Origin of the sequence: Pseudomonas sp. TAE6080, from assembly GCF_018732265.1 — a bacterium.
Lineage (GTDB): Bacteria > Pseudomonadota > Gammaproteobacteria > Pseudomonadales > Pseudomonadaceae > Aquipseudomonas > Aquipseudomonas brenneri.
Window position 1 is genome coordinate 1 of the sequence record NZ_JAHIDY010000012.1, and the last position, 16,506, is coordinate 16,506.

15 protein-coding genes are annotated in these 16,506 nt (G+C 61.9%); 2 read left to right on the forward strand and 13 right to left on the reverse strand.

Annotated elements, in window-relative coordinates; translation table 11 throughout:
• Positions 1 to 103 precede the first annotated feature (103 nt).
• The 12 genes from KL786_RS11080 to KL786_RS11135 all read right to left on the reverse strand — a co-directional run bounded on the left by KL786_RS11080 (position 104) and on the right by KL786_RS11135 (position 12,090).
• Positions 104 to 739 carry a class I SAM-dependent methyltransferase gene (locus KL786_RS11080; RefSeq protein ID WP_215517647.1) on the reverse strand — a complete coding sequence of 212 codons (636 nt, stop codon included), beginning with the start codon at positions 737 to 739 and terminating at the stop codon, positions 104 to 106.
• A 40-nt stretch (positions 740 to 779) separates the two neighbouring features.
• Positions 780 to 1,424 (reverse strand): methionine ABC transporter permease, encoded by a 645-nt coding sequence (locus tag KL786_RS11085; protein WP_032856565.1) that lies wholly within the window; start codon positions 1,422 to 1,424, stop codon positions 780 to 782.
• Positions 1,414 to 2,529, reverse strand: coding sequence for a methionine ABC transporter ATP-binding protein (locus KL786_RS11090; protein WP_215517648.1), 1,116 nt, complete (start codon positions 2,527 to 2,529; stop codon positions 1,414 to 1,416). Before KL786_RS11090 ends, KL786_RS11085 begins: the two co-directional genes overlap by 11 nt.
• A 2-nt stretch (positions 2,530 to 2,531) precedes the next feature.
• The gene (locus KL786_RS11095; RefSeq protein WP_215517649.1) at positions 2,532 to 3,341 is read right to left on the reverse strand and encodes a MetQ/NlpA family ABC transporter substrate-binding protein; all 810 of its coding nucleotides are present in this window, start codon (positions 3,339 to 3,341) and stop codon (positions 2,532 to 2,534) included.
• Positions 3,342 to 3,486: 145 nt separating this feature from the next.
• Positions 3,487 to 4,839, reverse strand: coding sequence for an LLM class flavin-dependent oxidoreductase (locus KL786_RS11100; protein WP_215517650.1), 1,353 nt, complete (start codon positions 4,837 to 4,839; stop codon positions 3,487 to 3,489).
• Positions 4,839 to 6,032, reverse strand: coding sequence for an SfnB family sulfur acquisition oxidoreductase (locus tag KL786_RS11105; protein ID WP_215517651.1), 1,194 nt, complete (start codon positions 6,030 to 6,032; stop codon positions 4,839 to 4,841). The genes KL786_RS11100 and KL786_RS11105 overlap by 1 nt, the downstream gene beginning before the upstream one ends.
• 23 nt (positions 6,033 to 6,055) lie before the next feature.
• Positions 6,056 to 7,297: an SfnB family sulfur acquisition oxidoreductase gene (locus tag KL786_RS11110; RefSeq protein ID WP_065944478.1), complete on the reverse strand. Its 1,242-nt coding sequence runs from the start codon at positions 7,295 to 7,297 to the stop codon at positions 6,056 to 6,058.
• A gap of 184 nt (positions 7,298 to 7,481) precedes the next feature.
• Positions 7,482 to 8,258: a hypothetical protein gene (locus KL786_RS11115; protein ID WP_215517652.1), complete on the reverse strand. Its 777-nt coding sequence runs from the start codon at positions 8,256 to 8,258 to the stop codon at positions 7,482 to 7,484.
• A gap of 367 nt (positions 8,259 to 8,625) precedes the next feature.
• Positions 8,626 to 9,372 carry an L-cystine ABC transporter ATP-binding protein TcyN gene (tcyN, locus tag KL786_RS11120; protein WP_032856572.1) on the reverse strand — a complete coding sequence of 249 codons (747 nt, stop codon included), beginning with the start codon at positions 9,370 to 9,372 and terminating at the stop codon, positions 8,626 to 8,628.
• 3 nt (positions 9,373 to 9,375) lie between these two features.
• On the reverse strand, positions 9,376 to 10,041 hold the full coding sequence (gene tcyL / locus KL786_RS11125; RefSeq protein ID WP_029299561.1) for a cystine ABC transporter permease: 666 nt from the start codon (positions 10,039 to 10,041) through the stop codon (positions 9,376 to 9,378).
• Positions 10,041 to 10,835, reverse strand: coding sequence for a cystine ABC transporter substrate-binding protein (gene tcyJ / locus KL786_RS11130; protein ID WP_215517653.1), 795 nt, complete (start codon positions 10,833 to 10,835; stop codon positions 10,041 to 10,043). Before tcyJ ends, tcyL begins: the two co-directional genes overlap by 1 nt.
• A 262-nt stretch (positions 10,836 to 11,097) precedes the next feature.
• Positions 11,098 to 12,090: a D-cysteine desulfhydrase gene (locus KL786_RS11135; RefSeq protein ID WP_215517654.1), complete on the reverse strand. Its 993-nt coding sequence runs from the start codon at positions 12,088 to 12,090 to the stop codon at positions 11,098 to 11,100.
• 167 nt (positions 12,091 to 12,257) lie between these two features.
• Between KL786_RS11135 and epsC the strand changes: the two genes are divergently transcribed.
• Together epsC and betT are read left to right on the forward strand one after the other, a co-directional pair.
• Positions 12,258 to 13,184, forward strand: a complete 927-nt coding sequence (epsC, locus tag KL786_RS11140) for a serine O-acetyltransferase EpsC (RefSeq protein WP_215517655.1) — start codon at positions 12,258 to 12,260, stop codon at positions 13,182 to 13,184.
• Positions 13,185 to 13,589: 405 nt separating this feature from the next.
• A complete protein-coding gene (betT, locus tag KL786_RS11145) occupies positions 13,590 to 15,554 on the forward strand; it encodes a choline transporter BetT (RefSeq protein WP_215517709.1) in 1,965 nt (654 codons plus the stop codon).
• A gap of 100 nt (positions 15,555 to 15,654) precedes the next feature.
• On the opposite strand, the gene tauD is transcribed toward betT, so the two are convergent.
• Positions 15,655 to 16,491 (reverse strand): taurine dioxygenase, encoded by an 837-nt coding sequence (gene tauD / locus KL786_RS11150; RefSeq protein WP_215517710.1) that lies wholly within the window; start codon positions 16,489 to 16,491, stop codon positions 15,655 to 15,657.
• Positions 16,492 to 16,506 lie beyond the last annotated feature (15 nt).

Below are 16,506 nucleotides of genomic sequence, written 5' to 3' on the forward strand. Positions count from 1 at the left end.
TCATGCTGCTGAGGCTGCTAGCTGAAACTGTCCAACTTTTCGGGGGCAGTCCATTTGGAATGCATTCCCCTGTGGGAGCGGGCTTGCCCGCGATAGCGCCAGATCAGACAACCCCGGCCTTGCGCCACACACTGGCCAACCAGGGCTGCTGCTCGCGCGGCAGTCCTGCCGGGCGATAGTAGTGCTCCAGCTCCACAAACCCCGCCGCAGTCAGCAGCTCCTGCCAGGCCGCAAGGTCGTGATACGAGCCATAACGCGGCCCATTCCAGCCCTCCTGGTTTTCCCCCCTGGGATTGGAGCTGAACAACACCCCACCCGGCTTCAACGCTCCATGCAGTTGCCTGAGAATACGCGGCAGTTCCTGCTTGGGAATATGAAACAGCACCGCATTGGCAAAGATCCCATCGAACCGCTCGGCAGGCAGGTCGAGCTTGAGGAAGTCCTGGTGCAGTACCTCACAGCCGCTGTCCTGGCGCGCCATCTGCGCGAAACGCTCGGCGCCATCGAGCCCGACGGCGATATGCCCAAGCCGGGTAAACGTCTGCAAATCCCGGCCCGGCCCACAGCCGAAATCCAGCACGGTAAACGGTTTATCACCCTGGATATGCCGCAGCAACGCCTCGATGTTCTGGCTCACATCATGGTCGCGGGTGCCTTCGCGAAAGTCCTCGGCCACCTGATTGTAGTGGCCCAGGGTGGTGGAGGTGATCTGGTCGAGGTCGTCGGGGGCGAGTTTCATGGCAGTCGGCACCAGGGCAAAGAGAGGTGCCGACTATACCTCAGCGCTTGTTGAGCACGCGCGCCAGGCGATCGCCGCCCAGTTGAATCACCGCCACCAGGATCACCAGCAGCACAATCACCGTGAGCATGATCTGGCTGTCGAAGCGCTGGTAGCCGTAGCGGTAGGCGATATCGCCCAAGCCTCCGGCGCCAATCGCCCCGGCCATGGCCGACGAGTTGATCATGGTCACCAGGGTAATGGTGAACCCGCCGACAATCCCCGGCAGCGCTTCCGGCAACAGCACATGCCAGACGATATGCCAGCGCCGGCACCCCATGGCCTGCGCGGCTTCGATCAGGCCATGGTCGACTTCGCGCAGGCTGACCTCGGCGATCCGCGCAAAGAACGGCGTGGCGGCGATGGTCAGCGGTACCACGGCGGCCCACACGCCGTAGGTGGTGCCGACAATCAGGCGGGTGAAGGGAATCAGCGCCACCATCAGAATCAGGAACGGGATGGAGCGGAACAGATTGACGAACGCCCCCAGCACCCGGTTCAACGCCGGGGCCTGGTAGATGCCGCCCTTGTCGCTGGTCACCAGGAACACCGCCAGCGGGATGCCCACCAGCAACGCGATCAGCGACGACACGCCGACCATCAACAAGGTGTCGATGGCGCCCTGCAATAAACGATCAAACCACATAGCCCAGCACCTCGACCTGTTGTGCCCAGCGCGTGGCGCGGGTGCGTAATGCGTCGGCGTCCAGGGTTGAGCCCGTCACCGCCAGCAGCAATTGCCCTAGGGCGTGGCCCTGGATGCGTTCGACCCCGCCTTGCAGCAGGCGCACGCGCCCGCCTAGAGCGCTGAACAGCGCTGCCAGGTCCGGCTCGTCGGCGCTGGCGCCGGTGAATTGCAGGCGCAGCACCACGGCCGCATCTGCCGACGGTGGCGTGGCCTGCAAGCGTTTTTGCAGCTCGTCGGGCAAGCCGTGTTGCAGGGGCGCGAGCAAGGTCTTGCTGACGTCATGCCGAGGGTTGCCAAACACTTCCCACACCGGGCCCTGCTCGACGACCCGCCCGTGCTCCAGCACCACCACGCGGTCACAGATTTCGCGGATCACCGCCATCTCATGGGTGATCAGCACGATGGTCAGGCCCATGCGCTGGTTGATCTCACGCAACAGGCCGAGGATCGACTGGGTGGTCTCCGGGTCCAGGGCCGAAGTGGCCTCGTCGCACAGCAGGATCTGCGGGTCGTGCACCAGCGAGCGGGCGATTCCCACGCGTTGCTTCTGGCCGCCGGACAGCTGCGCCGGATAGGCCTTGTGCTTGTCCTGCAAACCCACCAGTTCCAGCAGCTCACGCACTTTTTGCTCGCGCTGTGGCTTGGGCACACCGGCGACTTTCAGCGGCAGTTCGACGTTCTGCCACACGGTCTTGGCCGACATCAGGTTGAAGTGCTGGAAGATCATGCCGATGCGCCTGCGCAGGGCCACCAGGTGGTCTTCGTCGAAGTCGCCGATATCCACCTGGTCGATCAACACCCGGCCGCTGCTGGGTTGCTCCAGGCGGTTGATGGTGCGGATCAGCGACGACTTGCCGGCGCCGCTGCGGCCGATGATGCCGAAGACTTCGCCACGCTGGATCGCCAGGTCGATGCCTTGCAGCGCATGCACCGTGCCGTCATAGGTTTTGCCCAGGTTGATAAAACGCACATGGGCGTGGTTCAGGTCGGGGTGCAGCTCTGTCTGCCGGGCGTCCCTGGGTGGTGTGCCCAGGTCGCGCAGTTGGGCGTTGGCGGCGCTCATGTTCAGCCTTCCCAGCCGACTTGGTAGAGCTTGCCCAGGGATTTATCCAGGGCCGCGCGAACCACCGGCGAGTGCTGGTAGATCTCGACGAACTTGATCACCCGTGGGTCGGTTGTGCCTTTGGGCTGGGTCACGAACTGGATCACATATTCCGGGTGGTCGAGGCCGTCGAACAGCAGCGCCGACTCGGCATTGAAGGTCTTGGACAGGCGGATATAGGCCGGGTAGCCCTGCACCAGATCGGCATCGTCATAGGCGCGCACCAGTTGCACCGCTTCGACTTGCAGGATCTTGATTTTTTTCGGGTTGGCGACGATGTCTTCTTCGGTGGCCTTGTAGCCCACGCCCGGCTTGAGGGTGATCAAGCCTGCCTTGGCCAGCAGTTGCAGGCCGCGCCCGCTGTTGATCGGGTCGTTGGCGATGGCCACGCTGGCGCCTTGGGGCAGCTCATCGAAGCTTTTGTATTTTTTCGAGTAGAGGCCCACGTTATTGATGATCCCGGGCTTGTACGGCACCAAGTCAAAACCGGCAGCGACCTTGGCGTTTTCCAGGAAGGGGATGTGCTGGAAGTAGTTCACGTCGATATCGCCGGCGGCGAGGCTGACGTTGGGCGCGATCCAGTCGGTGAACTCCACCAGCTCGACTTTCAGGCCCTGCTTGCCGGCCTCTTCGACGGCGGCCTCCAGGGGAATGGCAAAGGCGGCGGTGGTGCCGACTTTGAGCGGCGCATCGGCGGCAAACACCGCCGAGCTGAACAGTCCGAGGGCCAGGGCCAGTGCTTTGACTGGTTGGGAGAGCAGTGTTTTTTTCATAATGGGATTTCCAGTCATAAGGTGTAGGTATGAGCAATAAAGATCTAAATGTGGGAGCGGGCTTGCTCGCGAATGCGGTGTGCCAGTCACCGAATCTGCTAGCTGACACTCCGCATTCGCGAGCAAGCCCGCTCCCACATTTGGTTCAGTGGCGGTAGGTGGAACCGGTGTGTTGTTCGGGTAAGCGGGCATCGCGGTGGAAGACTTTTTCGCGCAGGGTGCCCGCGTCATAAGCAGTCTTGTATGACCCACGCTTTTGCAACTCGGGAATCACCAACTCGATAAAGTCCACATAGCTCTCCGGTGTAACAATGCGCGTCAGGTTGAAGCCATCCAGGCCGGTCTCGGCGATCCAGGACTCCAGCTCATCGGCCACCTGTTCAGGCGAACCCACCAGGGTGATATAGCGCCCGCCCAAGGCGTGTTGCTCCAGCAGTTTGCGACGGGTCCAATCGTTGTTTTGCAAGGCCTTGGTGGCTGACTGGATGGCGTTGCTCTTCACGTACTGGATCGGTTCATCCAGTTCGTACTGCGAAAAGTCGATGGCGGTAGACGCACTGAAATGCGCCACGCCGGCTTCGGCACTGGCGTAGCTCAGGTACTCGGCATGCTTGGCCCAGGCCAGTTCCTCGGTGGCGCCGACAATCACGTTGAGGCCCATGAACACCTTGATGTCGTCCGGGTTGCGCCCGGCCTCGACCGCACTGGCGCGTACCTTGTCCACTTGCACCTTGGTCGCGGCCTTGTTCTGCCCGCTGATAAATACACACTCGGCATGACGCCCGGCAAACAGCAGGCCGCGCTCCGAACTGCCGGCCTGGAACAGCACCGGCGTGCGCTGCGGCGAGGGCTCGCACAGGTGATAGCCCTCCACCTGGTAGAACTCGCCATGGTGCTCGACCTTGTGCACCTTGCCCGGCTGGGCATAGATCCGTTGTTGCGGGTCGTTGAGTACCGCGTCGTCTTCCCAGCTGCCTTCCCAGAGTTTGTACAGCACCTCCAGGTATTCGTCGGCCTGGTCGTAGCGCCGGTCATGCTCGACCTGCTCGGTGAGGCCCATGGCCTTGGCGGCGCTGTCCAGGTAGCCAGTGACAATGTTCCAGCCCACCCGGCCACGGCTCAGGTGATCCAGGGTGGACATGCGTCGGGCGAACAGATACGGCGGCTCGTAGGTCAGGTTGGCGGTCAGGCCGAAGCCGAGGTTCCTGGTCACGGCGGCCATGGCCGAGACCAGCAGCAGCGGGTCGTTGACCGGCAGTTGGATCGACTCCTTGAGCGGCACGTCGACTGAGCCTTGGTAGACGTCGTACACCCCGACGATATCGGCGATGAACAATCCGTCGAACAGGCCGCGCTCCAGCAGTTGCGCCAGTTCAGTCCAGTATTCGAGGGTCTTGTATTGGGGCGAGGTGTCCCGTGGATGGGTCCACAGCCCATGGTTGATATGCCCGATGCAGTTCATGTTGAAGGCATTGAGCAGGATCTTTTTCTTCGGCATCAAATGGTCCCCCGCAGTGGCGGGTTTTCATCGTTGAGGTAGTAATTGCCGACTGCGTGATACTTCCAGCGCACCGGGTCGTGCAACGTGTGCACCCGGGCATTGCGCCAGTGGCGGTCCAGGCCATGTTCGGCGAGGGTCGCCTGGCTGCCGGCGAGTTCGAACAGGGTGCTGCCGGCGGCCAGGGAAATTTCGGTGCTCAGGGCGCGGGCTTCGGCCACCGCAATCGACGCCGCAGCGACGGTTTGCGCGTTGCTGTCGGCCTGGGCGCGGTCGAGGACTTCACCGGAGCGCTCCAGCAAGGCTTCGGTGGCGTGCAGGCGCACGCTCAGGTGGCCGAAGCTCTTGAGGGTCAGCGGGTCTTCGCTGGCCTTGTCGTTGCCCGAGTCGATCCACGGCCGGGTCTTGGTGCGCACAAAATGCAGGGCATCTTCAAAGGCCGCGCGGGCGATGCCGGTGTCGATGGCGGCGTGGAGGATCTGGGCCAGCGGGCCGACGGTGGTCGGGCGCTCGAAGGCGCTCTGGAATGGGATCACGTCTGCGGCCGCGACCCATACCTTGTCGAACACCACCGAGCCGCTGCCGGTGGTGCGCTGGCCAAAGCCGCTCCAGTCGTCGATCACCGTCAGGCCCTGGCTGTCGTGCGGGACAAAAGCCAGTTGCTGCACGCCGTGCTCGTCCACCACCGATGTGGGAATGCGCTGGGCGTAGATCGCGCCGGTGGCGTAGAACTTGCGGCCACTGATACGAAATCCGTCGCCGTCACGGGTAAGCGCGGTCACCCGGTCATGGGCGGTCTTGGTGCCCAGTTCCGCAAGGGCATTGCCAAAGCGCTGGCCGGCCAGGACCTCGGCGTACAGGCGTTGCTGCTGCGCCGGGCTGCCATTGACCCGCAGCACTTCCAGGGCATAGAAATGGTTCTGCGGGATCTGCCCCAATGAAGCATCGGCCTGGGCGATCAGCGCGATGACCTTGGCCAGGGTGACGTTGGATACGCCAGCGCCGCCGTAGGCCTTGGGCACGCTGATGCCCCACAGGCCGGAGCGGGAAAAGGCTTCCAGCTCGGCGAGCGGCAGGCGGCGTTCGCGGTCGCGCAGGGCGCTGTCGCGGCGAAAGTCTTCGGCCAGGTCGCTGGCGACAATCAGGGCTTGTTCATCGCTGGTGATGACCGCGACGGGATGGGAAAGCGTCATGTTTTTCTCCAGATGTCTGGTCGTCAGATCCAGGAATGCCGGGCCGGCAATGTTGCGTTGAGGTGCCAGGCGCCCACCGCGTGATACTTCCAGCGCACCGGGTCGTGGAGGGTGTGTACCCGTGCATTGCGCCAGTGCCGGTCGAGGTTGAATTCGGCGAGGGTGGCGCGGCTGCCGGCCAGTTCGAAGAGCTTCTCGCTGACCAGCAACGAGACTTCGGTGGTCAGCACCTTGGCTTGTGCCACGGCAATCGAGGCCCGTGCGGCGGAGTGCTCGGTGATGGGTGCGGCGCTGACCTGGTCCAGCACCTGGCCGGCCTTGCGCAGCAGCGCTTCGGCGGCGTGCAGTTCGATTTTCAGTTTGCCGATATCGGCAATCACGTAGAGGTCATCACTGGCGCGTTCGACCTTGGCGTCGATCCAGGGGCGTGCGCGCTCACGTACAAAACTGATGGTGTCGTCGAGGGCGCCACGGGCGATGCCGGCGTCGATGGCGGCCTGGATCAATTGCGAGACCGCGCCCTGGATGCCGGGGCTTTGCCCCAGGCGCCAGGTCGGCACCACCAGGTCGGCGTCCACCGGCACGTTGTTCAGCAGTACGGTGCCGCTGGCGGTGGTGCGCTGGCCAAAGCCCGACCAGTCATCGACGATGCGCAACCCCGGCGCGGCGCGGCGCACAAAAGCCATGACCTGGCGACCTTCGTCGTCCAGAGCCTTGACCGCGACCCAATGGGCAAACAGCGCGCCGGTGGAGTAGAACTTCTGGCCGTTGATGACAAAACCGTCACCCTCGGCACTGATCCGGGCCTTCAAGTCCAGGGTGTTTTTAGTGCCGCGCTCCGGGCCGCCATTGCCGATGCGCCAGCCATCGAGGACGCTTTGGAACAACTGCTTCTTCTGCTCTTGGCTGGCGGCGCCTTGCAACACATGCAAGATGCCGAAATGGTTCTGCGGGATCTGCCCCAGGGCCGGGTCGGCGGCGCTGATAATCGCGAACACTTCGGCCAGGGTCACGAACGACACTTGCGGGCCACCGTATTCGCGGGGGATGGAAATACTGCCCAGGCCGCTGCGGGTGAACTGTTCGATCTCGGCCCAGGGCAGTTTGCGCTGGCGGTCGCGCAGCCCGGCTTGCAGGCGGGCGGCCTGGGCAAGCTCATGGGCAGCGGCAAGGGCTTCACTGTCGTTGCGCAACACCTTGGTGGGCAGCAGCAGCGGGGCGATATCCAGATCACTCTGGAGGGGCGATTGCGCCAAGTTAGACATCGGTGCGCCCCTGCGTGGCGACACGTAATGCCCTGGCGTTGTGCACCGGGGTAATTTTGACCATACCTACCTCACATCCGTGGAAAGCTTAAAAATCAGGAATGTCCGGTGGTCCGGTTCATATACCCTAAGCGTGTTTATTTTTTAAATAAACTAACTTTTAGGAATATGCATAGAAGGTCTGTCACCCCGGCTCGCAGGGCGAGCCAGGACGCCGTGGCTGGTACACCGACAGGCTGCCTGCCGAGCCATGCGCATGCGCCTGGGCGATGCTCACGGTACGTGCCGGTGCCCAGCGGGAGTTGTTGCCCACACGGTCGATCACGCAGTAGGTAACCTCCTGGCGGGCATCGTCGCCGGCTTCCAGGATCAGCGCCGAAGGCACCCACACTTGTACGGGCTGACCCACCTCGTTGACCTGGATGCGCGGCAGGTCCAGGCGCGCATCACCCCAGCGCAGGGTGATTGCATCACCGGCGGCCATGTTCAGGTATGGCTCGATGGTCAACGGTACGCCCCGGCGAATCTGGCTGGGGTTGACGCCATGGCGGCGGATGGTTTCAGGCAGGTCGACGGGGGCCAGACTCTGGTTTTCTTCACCGCATAGCACCGAGGGCTGGCCGCCTGGGCAAGCGGTCTTGACCTGCACGCGGGTGATCAGGGAGCGTGCCGGGCCGCGTCCCACCTGCATGACTCGGTAATGAATCCGCGCGGCGCCATTTTGCACAAAGCTCTCCGGCACTCGCAGACTGCTGAGTTGGCCGATATCGGCGGTACTCACGCGCTTGGAGGCGGCAAAGCAGTTGTTCCAGAACAGCTCGATCAAGTCGCCCTTGCCCATGTCCGGATAGGGGGCGATATCGACCTGCAAATGGGTAGCGGCCTGCGCATTGATACCTTGTTTGATGGCCTGGGGCAGTGTCGGCGCGGCGAGCATGGCCAGGGGGCGGATGTACGTCATAAATAATCTCCTTGATGCAGCCAGCAGCAATCGTTCCGAACCTCAGGGATGGGGTTCGAAAGGAACGATTTTTTGAAAAGCCAGGATGGGATCCAATCCTCTGGGCCTTAGATAAGAGGGTTGGCCGGAGGGCGTCAATGGCGGCAAAAGGCTAAACGGCGGGTTTGGGATTATTCAGAAGGGTCTTACTGAGAGGGGTTTTAAAGGCGGGATCGGGTGGGGTGCTTTTCTATGTGAGTAGCGCCGATTCCTGTAGGAGCGAGCTTGCTCGCGAAGAACGTCAACGATAACGCGGGCTATCAGTTTTACCGTGTCGTCTGGGCGTTTTTCGCGAGCAAGCTCGCTCCTACAGTAGGTCAGGGTTGTTTTAGTGGGTGAGGAATTTGCTGAGGAACTGCCGGGTCCGTTCTTCCCTGGGGTTGGCAAACAACGCCTTGGCTTCGCCTTGCTCGACGATCACACCCTTGTCGAAAAAGATCACCCGGTTGGCTACATCCCGCGCAAAGCTCATTTCGTGGGTGACGATAACCATGGTGCGATTCTCTTCGGCGAGGCTGCGGATGGTCGCCAGTACTTCACCGACCAACTCCGGGTCGAGGGCCGAGGTCGGTTCATCGAACAGGATCACTTCCGGTTCCATCGCCAGGGCCCGGGCAATGGCCACCCGTTGCTGCTGGCCACCGGACAGGCGCCGGGGGTAGGCGTCTTCCTTGCCCGCCAGGCCGACCTTGGCCAGCAGTGCGCGACCCAGGCGGTCGGCCGCTTCACGCGGCATCTTCTTGACCACCAGCGGGCCTTCGATGACGTTTTCCAGCGCGGTGCGATGGGGGAACAGGTTAAAACTCTGGAATACAAAACCTACGTGCTGGCGCAGGCGCCGTACCAGGCTCTGTTGCTGATTGAGCGGGCGGCTGCTGTCGATCTCGATGTCGCCCACCTTGATCCGGCCGCTTGTAGGTTCTTCGAGGAAATTCAGGCAGCGCAGGAAGGTAGTCTTGCCGGAACCGCTGGGGCCGATGATGGCGACGACTTCGCCTTCCTTGACCTCCAGGTCGATCCCATTGAGCACCACCTGACCCTTGAATTGTTTGGTCAGTTTTTCAACCACGATCATGCTTCAAGACTCCAGGTCATGCCGGTTGACCCGGTCTTCCAGGCGATTCTGAAAATGCGCCAGGATGCTTGCCAGGACCCAGTAGATCAGGGCCGCAGACAGGTACATGGTGAAAATTTCAAAGGTGCGTGCAGACACCAGTTGGGCTTGGCGGAACAACTCGGGCACCTGGATGGTGGCGGCCAGCGCCGTGTCCTTGACCAGCGAAATAAAGCTGTTGCCCAAAGGTGGCAGGGCCGTGCGCATCGCCTGCGGCAGGATGGCCCGGCGCAGGGTCTGCGCGCGGGTCATGCCGATACTGGCGGCAGCTTCCCACTGGCCACGCTCGATGGAACCGATGGCGGCGCGCAGGATTTCACAGGCGTAGGCGGCCATGTTCAGCGAAAAGCCGATCATCGCCGCCGGGATCGGATCCAGCTCGATCCCCACTTGTGGCAAGCCGTAGTAGATCAAGAACAGCTGCACCAGCAACGGCGTGCCGCGAAAGAACGACACGTACACCCGGGCGGTCCAGCTCAAGAGCTTGAAGCGCGACAGGCGCATCAAGGCCAGGCCGAAGCCCAACAGCAAGCCGAAGAACATCCCGCCGAGGCTGAGGATCACCGTGTAATACGCGCCCTTGAGCAGAAAGGGCGCGGAGTCGAGCGCGAGTTGGAAACCTGCTTCCATTATTGAGTGACGTCAGCGTTGAAGTATTTCTCGGACAGCTTCTTCAAGGTGCCGTCGGCGCGCAGTTTGTCGAGGGCCTGGTTGACCGCTTTGAGCAGCTCAGGCTCGCCTTTGCGCAGCGCAATCCCGGCTTCCTGGCGCGAGAAGGCATCACCGGCAGCGGCGGTATCCTTGGCTTTCTTGGCATATTCCAGGGCCGCCAGGCGGTCGATCAGAATCGCGTCGATACGGCCGATACGCAGGTCCTGGAACTTGGTCGGGTCGTCGTTATAGGTCTTGATGATGGCTTTGGGTTGATTGTCCTTGAGCCATTGTTCGTAGTTGGTGCCCAGGCCTACCCCGACTTTCTTGCCGGCCAGGTCGTCGGCGGTCTTGATGGTGTCGACGTTTTTCGCCAGGGTCAGGGCCTGGATCCCGGAGACGGTGTACGGCTTGGAGAAATCGTACTTTTTCTGGCGTTCTTCAGAGATCGTCACCTGGTTGACCACGGCGTCGAGGCGCTTGGATTCCAGTGCGGCGAGGATGCCGTCCCACGGGGTGGCTTGCAGCTTGACCTTGACGCCCAGCTCCTTGGCCAGGGCTTCGGACAACTCGACCTCAAAGCCGCTGAGCTTGCCGCTTTCATCAACGAAGCTGAACGGTGGGTAGGTGCCTTCCAGGCCGATCTTGATCTCGCCGGCCTTCTTGATCTTGTCCAGTTGCTCGCCGGCAACCGCCTGGCCCAGCAACCCGGCGCCAAGGGCCAGGCCCAACGTGCCAACCAGCAATGTGCGACGCAATACAGAAATAGTCATGACAAGCCCCTGTGTTTTTTATGGTGTGCGAAGCAGGTGACGCAGTGGTCGTATCCTGCCCTAAAAACGCGGTGTGTGGGAGCGCGACTATAGGGCGAGGTTTAAAGCGTTAAAAATAATATAAATTCAGTTTTATATTCTATTTTTGAATATAAGGTGAAGATTCAATGTGGGAGCGGGCTTGCCCGCGATAGCAGTGTGTCAGGCACCCGATTCATCACAGAATCACCGCAATCGCGGGCAAGCCCGCTCCCACATTCGGTCAGAACATCGACTCATAGGCAAACAACGCCGGCGCCCCGCCGGTGTGCAGGAAGATGATCGGGCCGTCCTCGAATGCCCCGCGCCCGATACCATCAAGCAACCCCGCCATCGCCTTGCCGGTGTACACCGGGTCGAGCAACAGGCCTTCCTGGCTCGCCAGCAGCTTGATTGCCGCCAGGGTGCCAGCGTTGGGTTCGCCGTAGCGCGGGGCAAAATATTCGTCCCACAAAACCACCTTGAACGCGTCGGGTACGTCCACCCCCAGCAATTGCGCCGTGCGCTCGGCCAGGCCCTGCACTTTGGGGCGTTGGGCTTCGTCGGTGCGCGACACAGTGACGCCAATCACCGGCAAGTCCGGCAGCGCTTCACTCAACGCCAGTGCCAGGCCGCTGTGGGTGCCAGCGCTACCAGAGGCCAGGACCACCGCCGCGAACTGCAGGCCGCTGTCTTCGATCTGCCCGGCCAGTTCCAGGCCGGCGCGCACATAACCCAGGGCGCCCAGGGCGTTGGAACCGCCGATAGGCACCAGGTACGGCTTTTTGCCGTTGTTGCGCAGGCGTTCGGCCAGGGCGTCGAGTTGCTCGTCGGCGTTGTCGAGGTTTTCGACCCGTTCGACCTTGGCGTCGAACAGCTCTACCAACAAGCGGTTGCCATTGCCCAGGTAGTTGGGGTCGTCGGTGCCCGTGGGGTTTTCCAGCAGGGCGACACACCCCAGGCCCAGCTTGGCCGCGAGGGCGGCGGTCTGGCGCACATGGTTGGACTGGATCGCGCCGGCGGTGATCAGCGTGTCGGCGCCCTGGGCCAGGGCATCGGCGGCGAGGTATTCGAGCTTGCGCAGCTTGTTGCCGCCCATGGCCAGCGGCGTGGTGTCGTCACGCTTGATGTAGATATCACGGCCCAGCCAGGTCGACAGTCGTTCGAGTTTTTCCAGGGCGGTGGCGCCACCCAGCAGTTCCAGACGATTAAAACGGTCGAGCTGTTGTTTGATCATGGTTACGCACGAGTCATAGGAGATGGAAAGGACTATAGGCAGGGCTTTTTGCGCGGGCAACTGTCAGTTACTTATGCCTGGTAGTTATTAGCATTGCACCATTGGTTATTAAGGGCGGCCTGGTTGCATACCGTAAAGTGATGGCCATTACGTCAGGAGTGAATACCGTGAGCGAGCGTTCCAGTCATTGGCAATTACAGACCATCGTCAGCCAGTTGCGCGGCGCCCGGGATCAGTGGCGTACGCGCAACGGGCGGGTCAGCGGCGAGCAGGGTGGTCGTGAATTACCTTCCCGTGAGGCGGTGGCGCAGATTCTTGAGGCGTTGTGTGGCGCACTGTTCCCCATGCGCCTGGGGCCGGTGGATTTGCGCGAAGAAAGTGAGGACTTCTATGTCGGCCATACCCTCGACGTGGCCTTGAATGCCTTGCTCACCCAGGCCCGCCTGGAGTTGCGTTATGCCGCACGCCAGGGTGGCGAAGCCGACAATCAGGTCGATGCGCTGGCCATCCGCTTGATCCAGGACTTTGCCCTGGCCTTGCCGGCACTGCGCAGCCTGTTGGATACCGATGTGCTGGCGGCCTATCACGGCGACCCGGCCGCGCGCAGTGTGGATGAGGTATTGCTGTGCTATCCGGGGATCCTGGCGGTGATCCACCATCGCCTGGCCCACCATTTGTATCGCGCCGGGTTGCCGCTGTTGGCGCGGATCAGCGCGGAAATCGCGCATTCGGCCACCGGCATCGACATTCACCCTGGCGCGCAGATCGGCCCGAGTTTCTTTATCGACCACGGTACGGGCGTGGTGATTGGCGAGACGGCGATCATTGGCGAGCGAGTACGCATTTACCAGGCGGTGACCCTGGGCGCCAAGCGTTTCCCGGCAGACGAAGACGGTCAGTTGCAGAAGGGCCACCCGCGCCACCCGATTGTCGAGGACGATGTGGTGATCTATGCCGGGGCGACGATCCTGGGGCGGATCACCATCGGCCAGGGCTCGACCATTGGCGGCAATGTGTGGCTGACCCGCAGCGTGCCGGCGGGGGCGAACATCACGCAGGCGAATTTGCAGCATGATGATGGTACGCAGAAGTAGTGTTGAAGTAGCGACGATCTAATGTGGGAGCGGGCTTGCTCGCGAATGCGGTGTGTCAGACACACAGTCAGTGACTGACACTGCGCATTCGCGAGCAAGCCCGCTCCCACATTTTTGCCTGTATTCCAAATTCAATCAGTAAATGCTGAACGTTTTACCTTTCCCACCCGTCATACCCTTCCTTGAGCTAGTGTAGGAATTACCTACCACTCAGCCCTGCGATTAGTCCCAGACCACCTATCCATGTTTAACTTGAACGTTCGTTCAAGTTAAACCGGTGGTTCGCTGCCCGCTCACAACAGGAGGCTTACCTTTGCTGAGTCCGTTTTTTACAGCCACATCCGACCTCATCGAGGTGCACCGTTCATGAGTGCATCGTCTACCCCTTCAAGCGGCCTGGTGCGCATGAATGCGCCGGTGTTTTACTTCGCCGCGAGCTTCATCCTGCTGTTTGGCCTCACCGTCATCGCGATCCCCGAACAGGCCGGTGCCTGGTTGCTGGCCGCGCAAAACTGGGCGGCCAATACGGTTGGCTGGTACTACATGCTGGCGATGACCCTGTATCTGGTCTTCGTGGTGGTCACCGCGCTGTCTGGCTACGGCAAGATCAAACTCGGTGCCGACCACGACGAGCCCGAATTCAGTTACCTGTCCTGGGCCGGCATGCTGTTCGCCGCCGGGATCAGCATCACGCTGTTTTTCTTCTGCGTCTCGGAGCCGTTGACCCACCTGGTGCAACCGCCTCAGGGTGAAGCCCTGAATGCCGATGCGGCGCGCCAGGCCATGCAGGTGCTGTTCCTGCATTGGGGCCTGCACGGCTGGGGCGTATTTGCGTTCGTCGGCATGGCCCTGGCGTACTTCGCTTACCGGCATAACCTGCCGCTGGCCCTGCGTTCGGCGCTGTACCCGCTGATCGGCAAGCGCATCAACGGCCCCATCGGCTATGCGGTGGACGGCTTTGGCATTATCGCCACGGTGTTCGGCCTGGGCGCTGACATGGGCTTTGGGGTGTTGCACCTCAATTCTGGCCTGGACTACCTGTTCGGCATCGCCCACACCCAATGGATCCAGGTCGGCCTGATCACCCTGATGATGGGCGCGGCGATCCTGGTGGCTATCGCCGGGGTCGACAAGGGCGTGCGGGTCATGTCCGACATCAACATGCTGCTGGCCTGTGCGCTGTTGCTGTTTGTGCTGTTCGCCGGGCCCACCCAGCATTTGCTCAACACCCTGATCCAGAACGTGGGTGACTATCTGGGCGCGTTGCCGACCAAGAGTTTTGACGTCTACGCCTACAACGAACCCAGCGACTGGCTTGGCGGTTGGACCGTGTTCTACTGGGCCTGGTGGATTGCATGGTCGCCGTTCGTGGGCCTGTTTATCGCACGCATTTCCCGTGGCCGGACCATCCGTGAGTTCGTCTTCGGCGTGCTGCTGATCCCGCTGGGCTTCACCCTGGCCTGGATGTCGATCTTCGGCAACAGTGCCATTGACCAGGTACTCAACCATGGGATGGCCGCGCTGGGTCAGTCGGCCATCGACAATCCATCGATGAGCCTCTACCTGCTGCTGGAAACCTATCCCTGGAGCAAGACCGTGATTGCGGTCACGGTGTTTATCAGCTTCGTGTTCTTCGTCACCTCGGCCGACTCCGGCACCGTGGTGCTGTCGACCCTGTCGTCCAAGGGCGGCAACGCCGATGAAGACGGGCCGAAGTGGCTGCGGGTGTTCTGGGGCGCGATGACGGCGCTGGTGACCAGCGCCTTGCTGTTCGCCGGCAGCATCGATTCGCTCAAGTCCGCGGTGGTGCTGACCTCGCTGCCGTTCTCGTTGATCCTGCTGTTGATGATGTTGGGGCTGCACAAGGCGTTCTACCTCGAATCGCAGAAGCAGATCGCACGGATGCATTCCCTGGCCCCCGTCTCGGCGGCTTCACGCAGAGGCCGTGGCGGCTGGCGCCAGCGCTTGAGCCAGGCAGTGCATTTCCCCTCGCGCGATGAGGTGTACCGCTTCCTTGAAACCACGGTGCGCCCGGCGATTGAAGAAGTGACTGCGGTGTTTGTCGAGAAGGGCCTGAACGTCGTCACCCAGCCCGACCCGGCCAACGACAGCGTCAGCCTGGAGATCGGCCACGGTGAAGAGCGTCCGTTTATCTACCAGGTGCAAATGCGCGGCTACTTCACGCCGTCCTTTGCCCTCGGTGGGCTGGGCTCCAAGGCCATCAACAACCGTCGCTATTACCGGGCGGAAGTGCACTTGAGCGAGGGCAGCCAGGACTATGACCTGGTGGGCTACACCAAGGAGCAGATCATCAACGACATCCTTGACCAGTACGAACGGCACTTGCAGTTCCTGCACCTGGTTCGCTGAACAAACTGTAGGAGCGAGCTTGCTCGCGAAGATCGTCAACGATGACGCGGGGCATCTGATGCCCCGCAGCGTCCTTGGGTTTTTCGCGAGCAAGGGTTTGTTAGAAGGGCACATCACCCAGGATTGTCGCCCGATGCATCACCCGCCGCTGTGGCCGGTAGTCATCCACCGCGTAGTGCTGGGTCACGCGGTTGTCCCAGAAGGCCACGTCGTTGGCCTGCCAGCGCCAGCGGATAGTGAACTCGGGGCGGGTGGCGTGGGCGAACAGCAGTTTGAGAATGACCTCGCTTTCGGCCGGTTCCAGTTCGTTGATCTTGCTGGTGAAGCCGTCGCTGACAAACAGCGATTTGCGCCCGCTGACCGGGTGGGTACGGATCACCGGGTGTGACAATGGCGGGTTTTTTCTACGTGCTTCTTCCCAGCGGGCCAGGTCTTCGGCGCTGTTGCCGTAACGCTCCAGCGGGAAGGAACGAGTGAAGTCGTGGGTCGCCGTCAGGCCGGTCAAAAAGCCCTTCATCGGTTCCGACAACGCCTCAAAGGCCGCGATGCCGCTGGCCCACAAAGTGTCACCACCAAAGGCCGGCAGCAGCTTGGCGCTGAGCACGGCGCCCAGGGCCGGAGTGGGCAGGAAGGTCACGTCGGTATGCCAGATGGCGTTGTCGCGCACGTCGGTGACGGCGGTGTCGAGGATCAGCACTTCGGGTTGTTCCGGCACGTTGGGGTAGATCGGGTGAATGTGCAGGTCACCGAAATTCGCCGCGAAGCGCGCCTGTTGCTGCGGGGTGATCGGCTGGTCGCGAAAGAACAGCACCGAATGCTGGAGCAGCGCCTGTTCGATGGCGTCGCGCTGCTCGACGTTCAGTGGTTGGGAAATATCGACGCCACTGATCTGGGCGCCCAGGGCGGTGCTTAAAGGGGTAACGGTCAGGCGGCTCATGCTGTTCTCGCAAAT

What these genes read in the sequence shown, in the direction of transcription:
- betT (WP_215517709.1), top strand. Translation starts at nt 13,590, where the DNA reads ATGAATGCGCCGGTGTTTTACTTCGCCGCGAGCTTCATCCTGCTGTTT.
- tcyJ (WP_215517653.1), bottom strand. Translation starts at nt 10,835, where the DNA reads ATGACTATTTCTGTATTGCGTCGCACATTGCTGGTTGGCACGTTGGGC.
- tcyL (WP_029299561.1), bottom strand. Translation starts at nt 10,041, where the DNA reads ATGGAAGCAGGTTTCCAACTCGCGCTCGACTCCGCGCCCTTTCTGCTC.
- KL786_RS11100 (WP_215517650.1), bottom strand. Translation starts at nt 4,839, where the DNA reads ATGCCGAAGAAAAAGATCCTGCTCAATGCCTTCAACATGAACTGCATC.
- KL786_RS11105 (WP_215517651.1), bottom strand. Translation starts at nt 6,032, where the DNA reads ATGACGCTTTCCCATCCCGTCGCGGTCATCACCAGCGATGAACAAGCC.
- tauD (WP_215517710.1), bottom strand. Translation starts at nt 16,491, where the DNA reads ATGAGCCGCCTGACCGTTACCCCTTTAAGCACCGCCCTGGGCGCCCAG.
- KL786_RS11115 (WP_215517652.1), bottom strand. Translation starts at nt 8,258, where the DNA reads ATGACGTACATCCGCCCCCTGGCCATGCTCGCCGCGCCGACACTGCCC.
- tcyN (WP_032856572.1), bottom strand. Translation starts at nt 9,372, where the DNA reads ATGATCGTGGTTGAAAAACTGACCAAACAATTCAAGGGTCAGGTGGTG.
- KL786_RS11085 (WP_032856565.1), bottom strand. Translation starts at nt 1,424, where the DNA reads ATGTGGTTTGATCGTTTATTGCAGGGCGCCATCGACACCTTGTTGATG.
- KL786_RS11080 (WP_215517647.1), bottom strand. Translation starts at nt 739, where the DNA reads ATGAAACTCGCCCCCGACGACCTCGACCAGATCACCTCCACCACCCTG.
- KL786_RS11090 (WP_215517648.1), bottom strand. Translation starts at nt 2,529, where the DNA reads ATGAGCGCCGCCAACGCCCAACTGCGCGACCTGGGCACACCACCCAGG.
- KL786_RS11110 (WP_065944478.1), bottom strand. Translation starts at nt 7,297, where the DNA reads ATGTCTAACTTGGCGCAATCGCCCCTCCAGAGTGATCTGGATATCGCC.
- KL786_RS11095 (WP_215517649.1), bottom strand. Translation starts at nt 3,341, where the DNA reads ATGAAAAAAACACTGCTCTCCCAACCAGTCAAAGCACTGGCCCTGGCC.
- KL786_RS11135 (WP_215517654.1), bottom strand. Translation starts at nt 12,090, where the DNA reads ATGATCAAACAACAGCTCGACCGTTTTAATCGTCTGGAACTGCTGGGT.